The sequence below is a fragment of the Mesorhizobium sp. SP-1A genome, assembly GCF_032460275.1.
Taxonomy (GTDB): domain Bacteria; phylum Pseudomonadota; class Alphaproteobacteria; order Rhizobiales; family Rhizobiaceae; genus Mesorhizobium.
This window is the reverse complement of the sequence record NZ_JAVXZD010000006.1, coordinates 106,237-119,336: the sequence shown is the minus strand read 5'-3', so window position 1 is coordinate 119,336 and position 13,100 is coordinate 106,237. Positions and strand designations below refer to the sequence as shown.

11 protein-coding genes are annotated in these 13,100 nt (G+C 64.4%); 8 read left to right on the top strand and 3 right to left on the bottom strand.

Annotation, left to right across the window (positions count from 1 at the left end; genetic code table 11):
- Positions 1 to 267 precede the first annotated feature (267 nt).
- Both QU595_RS23985 and QU595_RS23980 read left to right on the top strand, forming a co-directional pair.
- Positions 268 to 1,155: a choline kinase family protein gene (locus QU595_RS23985; RefSeq protein ID WP_315926713.1), complete on the top strand. Its 888-nt coding sequence runs from the start codon at positions 268 to 270 to the stop codon at positions 1,153 to 1,155.
- Positions 1,152 to 3,605 (top strand): FAD-dependent oxidoreductase, encoded by a 2,454-nt coding sequence (locus tag QU595_RS23980; RefSeq protein ID WP_315926711.1) that lies wholly within the window; start codon positions 1,152 to 1,154, stop codon positions 3,603 to 3,605. Before QU595_RS23985 ends, QU595_RS23980 begins: the two co-directional genes overlap by 4 nt.
- Positions 3,606 to 3,632: 27 nt before the next feature.
- On the opposite strand, the gene QU595_RS23975 is transcribed toward QU595_RS23980, so the two are convergent.
- Both QU595_RS23975 and QU595_RS23970 read right to left on the bottom strand, forming a co-directional pair.
- Entirely contained in the window at positions 3,633 to 4,478 is an 846-nt protein-coding gene (locus QU595_RS23975; protein WP_315926709.1) for a LysR family transcriptional regulator, read from the bottom strand.
- Positions 4,479 to 4,647: 169 nt separating this feature from the next.
- Positions 4,648 to 5,529, bottom strand: coding sequence for a helix-turn-helix transcriptional regulator (locus QU595_RS23970; protein ID WP_315926707.1), 882 nt, complete (start codon positions 5,527 to 5,529; stop codon positions 4,648 to 4,650).
- A 127-nt stretch (positions 5,530 to 5,656) separates the two neighbouring features.
- On the opposite strand from QU595_RS23970, the gene QU595_RS23965 reads away from it, so the two are divergent.
- The 6 genes from QU595_RS23965 to QU595_RS23940 all read left to right on the top strand — a co-directional run bounded on the left by QU595_RS23965 (position 5,657) and on the right by QU595_RS23940 (position 12,198).
- Positions 5,657 to 7,093 (top strand): FAD-dependent oxidoreductase, encoded by a 1,437-nt coding sequence (locus QU595_RS23965; protein ID WP_315926705.1) that lies wholly within the window; start codon positions 5,657 to 5,659, stop codon positions 7,091 to 7,093.
- A 185-nt stretch (positions 7,094 to 7,278) separates the two neighbouring features.
- Complete coding sequence (locus tag QU595_RS23960) at positions 7,279 to 8,520, top strand: FAD-binding oxidoreductase (RefSeq protein ID WP_315926703.1); 1,242 nt, start codon at positions 7,279 to 7,281, stop codon at positions 8,518 to 8,520.
- Between the two features lie 99 nt (positions 8,521 to 8,619).
- Entirely contained in the window at positions 8,620 to 9,648 is a 1,029-nt protein-coding gene (locus QU595_RS23955) for an aliphatic sulfonate ABC transporter substrate-binding protein (RefSeq protein ID WP_315926701.1), read from the top strand.
- A gap of 103 nt (positions 9,649 to 9,751) precedes the next feature.
- Entirely contained in the window at positions 9,752 to 10,549 is a 798-nt protein-coding gene (locus QU595_RS23950) for an ABC transporter permease (protein WP_315926699.1), read from the top strand.
- Complete coding sequence (locus QU595_RS23945) at positions 10,546 to 11,376, top strand: ABC transporter ATP-binding protein (RefSeq protein WP_315926697.1); 831 nt, start codon at positions 10,546 to 10,548, stop codon at positions 11,374 to 11,376. The genes QU595_RS23950 and QU595_RS23945 overlap by 4 nt, the downstream gene beginning before the upstream one ends.
- A 45-nt stretch (positions 11,377 to 11,421) precedes the next feature.
- Positions 11,422 to 12,198 carry an SDR family NAD(P)-dependent oxidoreductase gene (locus QU595_RS23940; protein ID WP_315926695.1) on the top strand — a complete coding sequence of 259 codons (777 nt, stop codon included), beginning with the start codon at positions 11,422 to 11,424 and terminating at the stop codon, positions 12,196 to 12,198.
- 112 nt (positions 12,199 to 12,310) lie between these two features.
- Here QU595_RS23940 and QU595_RS23935 read toward each other — a convergent pair whose 3' ends face one another.
- Positions 12,311 to 12,997 carry a hydrolase gene (locus QU595_RS23935; protein WP_315926693.1) on the bottom strand — a complete coding sequence of 229 codons (687 nt, stop codon included), beginning with the start codon at positions 12,995 to 12,997 and terminating at the stop codon, positions 12,311 to 12,313.
- Positions 12,998 to 13,100 lie beyond the last annotated feature (103 nt).

Sequence of the window (13,100 nt, the reverse complement as noted above, 5' to 3'; positions counted from 1 at the left end):
GCGCTGCCCGGCCTCCTGGCAGCGTTTGAGATTTCGCACCAGCACATCGCAGGCCTCGGGGGATTGCGCGGGAGAACTCGAACCGTGCATTCGGCCGCCAGCGGTTGTGGGTGAAGACAGCTTCCATGCCTACGCGGATTATGCTCTTTTGGAACGGCGGAATCGTCATCTGTCCCGCCGCAAGGTCTCCTGAATGCTGGCCGGCTTTGCTCCGGTTCACCTTTGCCCCGCCACGGAGCTTGCGGGTTGCCTCGGAGGCGAAACACCATGACGTCCTGTGATCGCATCCGCGCGCTGCCGTGCTGGAACGGCGGCATCGACATAGCGCCGCTGAACGGCGGTCTGAGCAACGAGAATTTCCTGGTCAGGGACGCCGCCGGCTCGCATGTGGTGCGGATCGGCAGGGATTTTCCCTTCCATCATGTCTTCCGCGAACGGGAACTGATGACGGCGCGCGCAGCCCATGCCGCCGGTTTCGGTCCGGCGGTGGAATATGCCGAGCCGGGCATCACCGTGGGTGCGTTCATCGACGGCAGGACCTTCGCCGGATCGGATGTGCGCGCCAATATCGAGCGCATTGCGCATCTGATGCGCGCCTTCCACCGCGAGATGCCGAACCATGTCTCGGGCCCCGGCTTCATGTTCTGGGTGTTCCACGTCATCCGCGATTATGCCCGCACATTGGAGGCATGCGGCAGCCGCATGATTGCGGAGCTTCCGCGCTACCTGGCGCTCGCCGACGAACTGGAGCGGGCGCAGGCGCTGCTGCCCATCGTCTTCGGCCATAACGACCTGCTGCCGGCCAATTTCATCGACGACGGCGACAAGCTCTGGCTGATCGACTTCGAATATGCCGGCTTCAACACCTCCATGTTCGATCTTGCCGGCGTCGCCTCCAACGCCGGCATGTCGGAGGACGAATCGCAGCGGCTGCTGGGCGCCTATCTGGGTTTCGCGCCGGATGACCAGATCCGCCGCTCGCACGCCGCCATGCAATGCGCCTCGCTGCTGCGCGAAGCCATGTGGAGCATGATTTCCGAACTGCATCTCAAGGCTCCGGGGGCCGACTATGTGGCCTACACCGCCGAGAACCTTTCGCGGCTCGGCGAGGCGCTGGAGCGCTACAGGACGAAATACGGGACAACGGCATCATGACCCTGCCCACCCATGCCACGGTCGTCGTCATCGGCGGCGGCATCATCGGCTGCTCCACTGCCTATCATCTGGCGCGCGACCACAAGGCCGACGTGGTGCTGCTGGAGCAGGGCGCCATCACCTCCGGTTCGACATGGCATGCGGCTGGGCTGGTGGGGCAGTTGCGTTCGTCCGCGTCGATCACGCGCGTGCTGAAATACTCGGTCGAGCTCTACAAGGGACTGGAAGCCGAGACGGGTCTTGCCACGGGCTGGAAGATGACCGGGTGCCTGCGGCTCGCCACCAATGAGGACCGCTGGACCGAGTTCAAGCGCCTGGCCACCACCGCCCGCAGCTTCGGCATGGAAATGCACCTGATCTCGCCCCAAGAGGTCAAGCGCATGTGGCCGCTGATGGAGGTGGGCGACCTTGTCGGCGCGAGCTGGCTGCCGACCGACGGACAGGCCAGCCCCTCAGACATCACCCAGTCGCTGGCCAGGGGCGCACGCATGCACGGCGCGAAGCTGTTCGAGAACGTGCGCGTCACCGGCTTCGACATGAAGGACGGCCGCATCGTCGCCGTGCGCACCGACCGTGGCGTCATAGTCTGCGAGAAGGTGGTGAACTGCGCCGGCCAATGGGCGAGGCAGGTGGGCGCCCTTGCCGGCGTCAGCGTGCCGCTGCAACCGGTCAAGCACCAGTACATCATCACCGAGAAGATCGACGGGCTCGCCGCCGACGCGCCGACCATCCGCGATCCCGACCGGCGCACCTATTTCAAGGAGGAGGTCGGCGGCCTCGTCATGGGCGGCTACGAACCGAACCCGCAGGCCTGGTTCCCGGATACGCCTGGTCATGATGTACCCGACGAATGGGAGTTCCGCCTGTTCGACGACGATTTCGACCATTTCGAGCAGCATATGAACCAGGCGATCGCGCGCGTGCCGGCGCTGGAGCACGCCGGGGTCAAGCGCATGATCAACGGTCCCGAGAGCTTCACGCCCGACGGCAATTTCATCCTCGGCGCCGCGCCGGAATGCGAGAACATGTTCGTCGGCGCAGGCTTCAACGCCTTCGGCATAGCCTCCGGCGGCGGCGCCGGCTGGGTGCTGGCCGAATGGGTGGTGAAGGGCGAGGCGCCGCTCGATCTGTGGACGGTGGACATCCGCCGCTTCTCCGATCTGCACCACGACCGCAAATGGGTGTGCGACCGCACGCTGGAAGCCTATGGCAAGCACTACACCGTGGCTTTTCCGCACGAGGAGTATGAGAGCGGCCGCCCGCGCATCGTCTCGCCGCTCTACGAGCGGCTGAAGAAGCACCGCGCCGTGTTCGGTTCCAAGCTCGGCTGGGAGCGGCCGAACTGGTTTGCGCCCGAAGGCGCGGAGGCTCGCGACCGCTATTCCATGGGCCGGCAGAACTGGTTCGAGGCGGTGGGCGCGGAGCACGCCCACGTGCGCGAGGCGGTCGGCCTGTTCGACCAGTCCTCCTTCGCCAAATACGAGATGAGCGGGCCGGACGCGGTGCGCGCGCTGGACTGGATTTGCGCCAACGACGTCAACAAGCCGGTCGGCCGGCTGACCTACACCCAGCTTCTGAACACGCGCGGCGGCATCGAGGCCGACCTGACGGTGGCGCGGCTGGCCGACGAAAAATTCTATATCGTCACCGGCACCGGCTTCCGCACGCACGATCTTTCCTGGATCCGCGACCATGTCGCGGCGGGGCTGGACGCCACGCTCGCCGACGTGACGGAGGATTTCGGAACGCTGTCGCTGATGGGCCCGCGCGCACGCGACGTGCTGGCCGCCGTCACGGATGCGGACGTGTCCAATGCCGGCTTCCCCTTCGGCCATGCGCGCGAGATCGTCATTGCCGGCCATGTCGTGCGCGCGCTGCGCGTCACCTATGTCGGCGAACTGGGCTGGGAACTGCACATGCCGATCGCGGCGGCAGGCGACGTCTTCGACGCGCTGATGGCGGCGGGCGTGCCTTTCGGCATTCGTCCTGTGGGCTATCGCGCGCTGGAATCGCTCAGGCTCGAGAAAGGCTACCGCGCCTGGGGCTCCGACATCACGCCCAACGACACGCCGCTGGAAGCCGGCCTAGGCTGGGCGGTGAAGCTGTGCACGAACGTCGATTTCCTCGGCCGCCGCGCGCTGGAAAAGGCCAATGGGGCCTTGCCCGCGAAGCGCTTTGCCGGCTTCACCGTGGACGATCCCGACATCGTGCTGCTCGGCCGCGAGACCATATTGCGCAACGGCGAACCCGTCGGCTATCTCACCAGCGGTGGCTACGGCTACACGCTCGGCAAGAGCATCGGCTACGGCTATGTGCGCAAGGCCGACGGGGTGACCGACGACTTCCTCGCCGGCGGCGACTACGAACTGGTCGTGGCTACCGAGCGCACGCCGGCCCGCATCCGGCTTGAGCCGTTCTACGATCCCGAAGCGAGAAGAGTGAAGGGGTGACGAGCGCCGGTTCCGAGGCCCGCTCCATCATTTCACGACGTGCTTGAGACCGGCCAGGGCATTCTGCACGTCGGCGCGGCCCTGGTCCGCTTCAGCATAGACAGCATAGGCGGGATAGGTGAATTCCGGCGCGCCCGCCACGAGTTCCAGCTCTCCCGCTTCTATGTGGGGGGCGACGGCGCCTTTGCGGAAGTAACCCATGCCGCCGGCCCGCAGGATGTAGCTGAGGCCGAGTGGCCCGAGACCGACCGTCAGCCCGGCCGCGCCCGCCGCGACCTGCGCCGTGCCCTGTTGGGCGGCAAAAACAGGCCCCCAATCGACATGGACGTAGTCCGGAGCGGTCTGCGTCTCGTCCCGCTTGCCGGGCGTCCTCACCAGCACGAGCTGTTCTTCTTGCAGAAGCTCGACGCGGAAGCCGGGAAGCAGCGTCGGCGCGTAAAGCACGGCGATGTCGAGAACGCCGGTGCGCAACTGGTCGACAAGCTGGTCCGGAACCCCGACCCGCGCATGAATGGCGATTTCCGGTTTCGACCTGCGCATCCATACCAGCCAGTCGAGCAGAAGCGGGTTCCAGAGGCTCAGCTCTCCTCCCAGGGCCACGACGCTGGTGTGCCCGGAAGGAATGGCGAGCTGCTGGCGCGCCCGTTCCCAGATTTGCACGAAGGATTGCGCGAAACGCTCGAACTCGCGTCCGGCGGCGGTGAGCTGCGCCCCGTTGCGATTGCGGATGAAGAGCTGCCGGCCCAACTCCTCTTCCAATGTGCGCACACGGGCGCTCACCGTGGTCTGGGTGACGTGCAACCGGTCGGCTGCGTTCAGGAAGCTGCCGGTATGGACGATCTCCAGGAATGTTCGCGCGCGATCAATGTCCATTGGATGTCGGCACCGAGGTCAGTGCAAAAATATTGCGGTAATCCTGCATTTAATTCTTCTCTTTTCAATGGGCACAGGCTTTCACCCTCCCCCGCAACCATGGACGGATCGAGAATTGGCAACCGGTTCCTGTTCGAAAAAAAACAAATGGACGGATCGTTGAAGCGATCTAGAAAGTGAAATCGGTCAGCACGCTTTCGGCGGCGCCGATCTGGTTGCCGATCAGGGGTAGGATGTCCTGCTCGATCTCGCCGTCGCCGACGAGGAAGGTGCCGCATCTGGAGATCATTTCGCGAAACGGCATCTCGCGCGTGATGCGCTCCAGCACGACCCGCGAGGCGGTCGGCTTGCCGCTCGACGTGCTGTAGGAACTCTGTATCCCGGTCAGGAAGCGCTGACCCGGCCGGCGCTGGCATGAAAACGCGGCATGGCCGACGCAGCCCTTCATGATGCGCTCATATTCGACGTTGAAGAGGCATCCGGAGAGCGCGATCATCACGCCGTCATATTTCAGCGTGGTGAGGCGTTGCGAGCCGTTGGACCTGTGCTGGATGCGCTCCAGCAGCTTGGTGAAGAAAACGCCGTCCCGCTCATAGATGGAGAACAGGCTGCGGATGACACGCCCGGACCCGTCGAAGCTGTAGTTGTAGCGGAAATAATAGCCTTCATATTTCTTCAGCAGGCCGATGTCCGAGCGGGCGAGGGCAAGGATGGTGTCGAGCGGATTTCGGCCGCTCGCTTCGCTGCGCCGGTCGCTACCTTCCTGCCGGCCTTCCACGATCTTGCGCAACTCGGCAGGCGACAGGAACATCTCGTCGATGTCGATGCCGAAGAAATCGGACGTGCGCTTGAGCACGTGCACGGAAGGCACGATGCGCCCCGAGAGATATTTGTTGAACTGCTGGCGATTGATCCCGAGCTTGCGGCAGACATGCGAGATCGACGGGTAGAAGGAACAGAGATAGCGGAGATTTTCGGCGATCGGCCGCGACCTCGGTCCGGCGTTCGTGCCCTGCGCCCAAACCGTCGTCCGCTCAGAAGATTCCCGCACCGAGGCTTATCCCAACCGGATTGAACGATCTGCACCCAAGGCCTTGAAGGCCTTGAGCACTTGTGCGTCAAGTAGCAGAGAAATGCGAAATTGTCCAATGCTTTGCCTGCTGTATCGTAAGCTTCCGATGAACGATTCCTCAGCCCGGCCCAGCGTTGCCCCGTCCGATCCGTCATGGTGGTTTGCCGATGCGCTGAAGCAGGAGCGCGGACAGCCGGATGCGCCTCGCCTGGTGGGCGAAATCGCGGCCGACGTTGCGATCGTCGGCGGCGGCTTCACCGGCATGTGGACGGCGCTGGCGCTGAAGCGGCGCAGGCCGGGGCTTGCCGTCGCGCTCATAGAGGCGTCGCTATGCGGTTCCGGTGCCAGCGGCAAGAACGGCGGGCTCATGCATGGCTACTGGTCCGCGCTCGCCGGCCTGACCGATCTTCTCGGTGCGGACGGCGCGCTTGCCGTCGCCCGCGCCGGAGCGATGGCGCAGGATGGCCTGCGGGCGTTCGCCCGGACGGCGGACCGCGACGTCTGGTTGCGCGACGGCGGGCAACTGCGCGTCTCGACCACCCCGGCGCAGGATGCCAGGGCAAAATCGATGGCGGAGGCGGCGTGTCGTCTCGGCGTGCCGGACATGGCGCGGCTGCTGGCACCGGGCGAACTGCCGCAGGGTTTCAGGCCGCCGCTGTTTCGCAGCGCAGTGTTCCTGTCGGAAGGCGGGACGGTCCATCCCGGCCGGCTGGCACGAGCCCTGCGCCGGGCCGTCGTCGATGCGGGCGTGCAGCTCTATGAGAACACCCCCATGACCGGCCTGGACAAGGGTTCGCCCAACAGGGTGCGTACCGCCGCGGGCCAGATCGTCGCCCGCGAGGTGGTTCTTGCAACCAATGCCGGGCTCGCGACCAACGTCCATATCAAGCCTTATGTCACAGTATTCTCCAGCTTTGCGCTGATGACCGAGCCGATGCCGGAGAAGCTCGAGCGGATGGGCTGGGAAAGCGACACCGGCGTCTCCGACCTGCGCATGTTCGTGCACTATTTCCGCAAGACGCAGGATGGCCGCGTTCTCGTCGGAACCGGAGGCGGTCCGCTCAGCTACAATGGCAGTTCGACAGCCACGCAATTGCGCGAAGACAAGCCGACGGTCATGCGGGTCGAAGCGGGCATGAAGCGGTTGCTGCCGGCTCTTGCCGATACGCCCGTAGCCAAGGCCTGGGGCGGGCCCATCGACATTTCGTCCGACAGGTTTCCGTTCTTCAAGACCTTCCCCGGCACCCGCATCCATTATGCCTGCGGATTCTCGGGCCACGGCGTCAATCCGACCTACATTGCCGGCCAGTGCCTGGCGTCTCTAGTGCTCGGCGAACGGGACATGTGGTCAAGCCTGCCGCTTTGCACGCGCGAGCTTCCGCGCCTGCCGCCGGAGCCGTTCCGTTTCCTCGGCGGCCATGCGATCCGCCGCGCGATCATTTCGTGTGAGGATGCGGAAGATCGCGGCGCGCGGGGCAGCGTCGCCGCGCGCGGCATTTCCATGCTGCCGCGACTTTTCGGCCTGCGCATCGGCACCCGCTGAAAGGGAGGCCGGTTATCGTCACCGTCCCTGCCGGCGAAACCGGGCGACATGCGCGGTCTTGAGCTCCCGCATTGAGCAGATGTGCTTCAACCTGCAAAAGACTGCGAAATTGTCCGCTCCGACGCTTTCGATAAGCTTCTCCCATAGCGGCCGTCGGGCCGCGACGACCAGAGCGGAGATGGCCTGTGAAGTGTGACGCGATCGTAATCGGTGGTGGCGTTGTCGGGTTGAGCACGGCGCTCTGCCTCCTCGAGGCCGGATTGAAGCGGGTGCAGATATTGGAACGCCAGGTTCTGGCGTCCGGCGGCTCTGGATTGGGGACGGGCTCCGTCCATACCCAGCGCTGGTTCGCGACGGACTCCGACCTCATCGTGCGCAGCAAGCGCATGATCTCGCAGATATCGGAACGCAGCGGCGGCGTCTTCCAGCTCTTTTCGGTCGGCCGCCTCACCGTCGTGGGCAGGAATGACGCCGATGCCGTCGTCAGCTACGGCAGGCACCTTCGCGAATGCGGCATAACCACAGTCGAACTGTCTCCGCAGGAATTGCAGAAGCGCTTCCCCGGCATGAACGTTTCCGATGTCGGTGCCGGCCTGTTCACGCCGGAAGACGGGGTCGTCTATCCGCCTGCGATGATCTGGGCACTGGCCGGCGCCATCAGGCGGGCCGGCGGCAGCATATGGGAAGGCTGCGGTTCGCAACGTATCGTCATCGAGGACGGAACGGTGCGCGGCGTCGAACTGCTGAATGGCGACGTCTTGGAAAGCAACCGGGTGATCGTCGCCTCCGGCGTCTGGTCGCGCCGCGTCCTGCAGTCGTCCGGTCTCGATCTGGCCCTCAAGCATTCGGTCACCCACAATACCGTCGTCACCGTGGGGCGCACGGATCGCTGGAACGAGGTGCCCTCGCTGCTCGACGGCATACAGGGCGTTATCGCGATCCCGCGCAACCCCGGCACCATCATGGCGGCCAACACCGCGGGTGAATATGAATCCTCGGCGGACACGGCCGAACGCGTGCTGAACGCCACGACCGTCGAGCTTCGCGAGAACAGCCAGGCTTTCCGCGAGGAAACCGCCACGCAGCAGCGCCAGGTGGTGGCGCAACTGCGCCATCGCTACAAGGACTATGACATCCGCGGCATCGTCGGCCACTGGGCCGGCCTGCTGGACGGGACGCCCGACAATCACCCCTATATCGGGGCCTATCCCGATATCGACGGACTGTGGGTGGGCTGCGGCCTGACCGGCTACGGGGTGCAGCGAGGCCCGGGCGTCGGCGAAACGCTGGCTGCGCTCGCGCTTGGCAAGGCGCCTCACGTCGATGTCAGCCACTATGGGCTTGGCCGCTTCGACGCCAAGAAGGACTTCAAGATCGACCTGAGCAGCGACAACCCGTTCGAAGGGTTCAAGTCCGTCGCAGCGTGACGTGAAAGCCGGCCGCCATCGAGACAGGAGAGGAGCGTATCGCAACCTTAGCGAATTGTGAGTTGAGATCAGGGGAACAAAAAAAGAAAGGTTCGTACAATGAGGCTCACAGGTCTTACCAGATTTCTGGCCGCCGCGGCGGTTGCCTTCCTTGGCATTTCCAGCATCTCGCCGGTGTCGGCGGCAGATCAGGTCACCATCGCTTATCAGCCTTTGGTCGCTATTCCCCAAGGGGCGATGAAGCAGCAAAAATGGTTCGAAGACGCGGCCAAGATGCCGGTGGAATGGAAGAACTTCAGCTCCGGCGCCGACGTGAACACCGCCTTTGCCGCAGGAGCCATCGATATCGGCCTCGTGGGACTTCCCGCTTTCGTATCGGGCGTGGCGCAGGGCATCCCCTACAAGCTCTTCATGCTCTATGACGTCCCCGGCACCATGTCGGGACTGGCCGTTCGCGAAGGGTCCGGCATCAAGTCCGTGGCCGATCTCAAGGGCAAGCGCGTCGGCGTGCCGTTCGGTTCGGGCGCCGACTACATGCTGCAGGGCGCGCTCAAGGAAAACGGTCTTTCGGCAGACGACGTAATCCTGGTCAATCTCCAGCCGCAGCCGATCGTCGCGGCCTGGACGACGCAACAGATCGACGCGGCCTATATCTGGGCGCCCATACTGGGCCAACTCCTGGACCAGAAGGGCACGCTTATCCTCAACGACGGCGACATGGCCAAGAAGGGCTATTTCGCCGGCGACGTGGCGCTGGTGTCCGACAAGTTCGCGGCCGAGCATCCCGATCTCGTCAAGGCGTGGGTCGAGCAGAACCTGCGCGCGGTGGACTGGGTCAACGGAAACAAACCGGGCGCGTACGACGCCATGATGAAGGAATATGAACTGACGCCCGACCAATTCAAGCAGGCGGCGCTGCCTCCGGCCACGGCGTTCCCGACGCGTGAAGACCAGCTTTCCGACCAATGGTTCGGCAACGGCGCCAAGGGTATCATCGCTTCGTCCGTGCGTATCGGCGAATTCCTCAAGGCCAACAAGCTGATCACCGCGGCGCCGACCGAGGAGCAACTGACCCAGCGCACCGATGCGAGTTTCCTCGAAAAAGCGAAGGTGCCGCCGGCTCAATGAAGGGTCCTGACAGAGCCCCGCCGATGGTGACAGGATATTGGCCGGGTTCTGTCGAAGTATCATCGGCATATCCTCAATTCCCGCAAGCAGAGGAAAAGAGCGAATGGGCAAGCAAGGCACACAGACTTTCATCCCTCGTTTCTTCATCTGGTGCGTCAGCGGATTGTCCGTGCTGGCCTTCGTCGGCGTCTGGGCGTATGCCGCCAAACACGGTGCGGTGTCGCCCACCTTCCTTCCGTCTCCGTCGACCGTGTGGGGCGCGCTGGTGAACGCCCAGGAAGAAGGCTACCGCGGTTATACGATCGTGGACCATACGGCCTTCAGCCTCTACCGGGTGTTCGCCGGCTTCGCGCTTGCCGTGCTGCTCGGCGTCCCGGTCGGGCTGCTGATGGGCCGTTACGAACTGCTTTATGCGATCATCGATCCCTTCGTGGAGTTCTTCCGGCCGCTTCCTCCCCTCGGCTACTACATGCTGCTGGTGTTGTGGCTCGGCATCGGCGAATCGTCCAAGATCGTGCTTTTGTTCCTCACGGGGTTTCCGGTCATGGTGGTTTCGGCTTCCGCGGCGGTTCGCAATGTCCAGCAAAACCATTTGCGTGTGGCCCGTTCGCTCGGCCTGACCGAGCGCCAGGTGTTCTGGTCGGTGATCTTTCCCTCCACGCTCCCGGCTCTCTTCACGGCGGCCAGGCTGACCATCGGCGTCACCTTCGGCTCGCTGGTGGCGGCCGAGATCGTGGCGGCCACGCGCGGGCTGGGCTTCGTCATCCTGAATTCCAGCCAGTACCTGCGCACGGAGTATGTCTTCATGGGGATTCTCATCGTGGGGGTCATCGCCATGGTCCTCGACAAACTGGCCTCGTCCATCGAAAGCTGGGTCGTGCCATGGGCCGGCAGGGCATGAGCATGCACGGATCGTTCACCTCCGCACAGGCTCCAAAGGCCTCGGTCGCTCCCGTTCTGCTCGATCTGCAAGGCATCGACGTGCGTTTCGGCGACGTCGTTGCGCTGGCCGGCATCGACCTGCAGATCAAGGAAGGGGAATTCGTCGCCGTGGTGGGGCCTTCGGGCTGCGGCAAGAGCACGCTGATGCATGTGATCGCCGGCTTCACCAGGCCCTCGGCCGGCAAGGTTCTTCTGAACGGCAAGCCGATCACCGCCCCGGGCGCCGACCGCACCGTCGTGTTGCAGCAGGCCACGCTGTTTCCCTGGCTCAGCGTGCGCGGAAACGTGGAACTCGGTCCGCGCTCGCGCGGCGTTCCGAAGGGCGAATGCGAGCGCCTGGTGGACCACTATCTGGACCTGGTCGGGCTTTCCCATGCCAAGGACAGGAAACCCTACGAATTGTCGGGCGGCATGCAGCAGCGCGTGTCGCTCGCGCGGGCGCTGGCCAACGACACCAAGATCCTGCTGGTGGACGAGCCCTTCGGCGCGCTCGACGCCTTGACCCGCGACCGCATGCAAAGGGAGATCGTGCGCATATGGCACGAAACCGGCAAGACGGTGCTCTTCATCACGCATGACGTGGAAGAGGCGGCCTTCTGTGCGACCTCGATCGCCGTGATGGGAGCGTCCCCCGGCCATATCATCGAGCGCGTCGACGTGCCGTTCTCGAAAATGTACGCGACCCACGAGCTCAAGGCGCGGGCGATCCGATCGCTTCCAGAATATATCGAGCTGCGCGAGAACGTGCTGCGCAAGGTGCTGGGCCCGGACGCCGACGATGATTGATGCCGGACCGATCCGGGCCGCTTCGATGATCCAAAAAGGGAAGACATGGGAAAAAGGCTGCAAGACCGGGTGGCCGTGGTGATCGGCGCTGCGCAAGGCATCGGCGAAGGGATCGCCGAACGGTTCGCGCAGGAGGGCGCGTTTGTCATCATCGGCGACATGAACCCGGAAAAAGGACAGGCTCTTGCCGACAGGTTGGGCCCGTCCCGGGCGCGCTTCTGCCGCGCCGACATATCGCGGGAGGAAGATGTCGAGGCGCTGTTCGCCTTTGCCGTCAAGGAAGCCGGCCGCGTCGACATCCTCGCGCAGAACGCCGGGATCTACCCGCTGGCTATGATCGAGGACACGTCGCGTGAGCGGTGGGAGCGCGTCTTTTCCGTCAACATGACCGGGACCTTCATGGCGGCGCGCGCCTGCATACCCTTGATGCGCGCCCGAAACTACGGGCGTCTGGTGTTCACCTCATCGATTACCGGGGTGCGGGTGGTCAATCCGGGGCACAGCGCCTACGCGGCCACCAAGTCGGCCATCAACGGTTTCATCAAGGCAGCGGCGGTGGAACTCGCCGGGTCGGGCATCACGGTGAACGGCGTCGAGCCCGGCAACATCATGACGGACGGGCTGAGCGCAGGCAGGTCGGCCGAATATATAGCGGCCATGGAGGAGTCGATCCCGATGGGGCGGCTCGGGACGCCGCGCGACGTCGCAAACGCGGTTCTGTTCCTGGCCTCGGACGAGGCAGCCTACATCACCGGTACGACGATCGTGGTGGACGGCGGCCAGACTTTGCCGGAGAGCAAGGACTTCAACACCGCGTCATAGGCTGGGCGATCCGTTGTACGGGCCGGGACAGTCTGGCCGGATCGCGATGAGCAATGCGGCGGACGATCCGGGACCGCCCGCCACATTTGATTGCATCGGATTGGACGCTGATTCAGCCGCGGGCGGAATCGAGCTGCTCATGGTCCTTCTGGACCTGCTGGGCCTTGAGGTAGCTTTCGATCAGCAGTTGGTAGGGCGGGAAGATCTTGGTGTAGACATTCGCCCATTCCTGCGCGTCCGGACGGTTCCAGGTGCGCTGCAGTTCGGAAGCCACGGCGGCCGTGTCCATCGGTACCACGCCTGCCTGGACGACCCGGGCGAGGGTGATTTCCTGCGCCATCTTGGAATAGGTGCCGGAAGCGTCGACCACGGCGAACACCTTGTAGCCGTCATAGGCCGCGCTGATTGCCGGGAAGGCCATGCACACGCTGGTGATGGTGCCGGCGATGATCAGGGTCTTGCGTCCGGTCGCCTTGACGGCGGCGACGAAGTCGGGATTGTCCCAGGCGTTGATCTCGCCCTTGCGCGCCACATACTGGGCATGCGGGGCATTCTCGTGGATTTCCGGGATCAGCGGCCCGTTGGGGCCCTGCGGCACCGAGGCGGTGGTGATCACCGGGATCTTGGCGAGCGTCGCCATCTTGGCGAGCGCGGCCGCATGGTTGCGCAGAACCGGCATCGGCATGTCGGCGACGGTCTGGAACAGGCCGCTCTGGTGGTCGATCAGCAGCATCACGGCGTCGTCGACATCGATGACGGGACGCTGGCCGTTGAAATTGGCGATATTGGTCGTGCTCATTTCAGTTCTCCTTTGCTGACGATGTACGTGGTTGAAGGCACAGGCCGAGGGTGGGCCGGAACTCTCTCCGGCCCGGTTGCCCCGGTGGGTCCTGCGGGGTGGA

What these genes read in the sequence shown, in the direction of transcription:
- QU595_RS23945 (WP_315926697.1), top strand. Translation starts at nt 10,546, where the DNA reads ATGAGCATGCACGGATCGTTCACCTCCGCACAGGCTCCAAAGGCCTCG.
- QU595_RS23935 (WP_315926693.1), bottom strand. Translation starts at nt 12,997, where the DNA reads ATGAGCACGACCAATATCGCCAATTTCAACGGCCAGCGTCCCGTCATC.
- QU595_RS23950 (WP_315926699.1), top strand. Translation starts at nt 9,752, where the DNA reads ATGGGCAAGCAAGGCACACAGACTTTCATCCCTCGTTTCTTCATCTGG.
- QU595_RS23965 (WP_315926705.1), top strand. Translation starts at nt 5,657, where the DNA reads ATGAACGATTCCTCAGCCCGGCCCAGCGTTGCCCCGTCCGATCCGTCA.
- QU595_RS23940 (WP_315926695.1), top strand. Translation starts at nt 11,422, where the DNA reads ATGGGAAAAAGGCTGCAAGACCGGGTGGCCGTGGTGATCGGCGCTGCG.
- QU595_RS23955 (WP_315926701.1), top strand. Translation starts at nt 8,620, where the DNA reads ATGAGGCTCACAGGTCTTACCAGATTTCTGGCCGCCGCGGCGGTTGCC.
- QU595_RS23975 (WP_315926709.1), bottom strand. Translation starts at nt 4,478, where the DNA reads ATGGACATTGATCGCGCGCGAACATTCCTGGAGATCGTCCATACCGGC.
- QU595_RS23980 (WP_315926711.1), top strand. Translation starts at nt 1,152, where the DNA reads ATGACCCTGCCCACCCATGCCACGGTCGTCGTCATCGGCGGCGGCATC.
- QU595_RS23985 (WP_315926713.1), top strand. Translation starts at nt 268, where the DNA reads ATGACGTCCTGTGATCGCATCCGCGCGCTGCCGTGCTGGAACGGCGGC.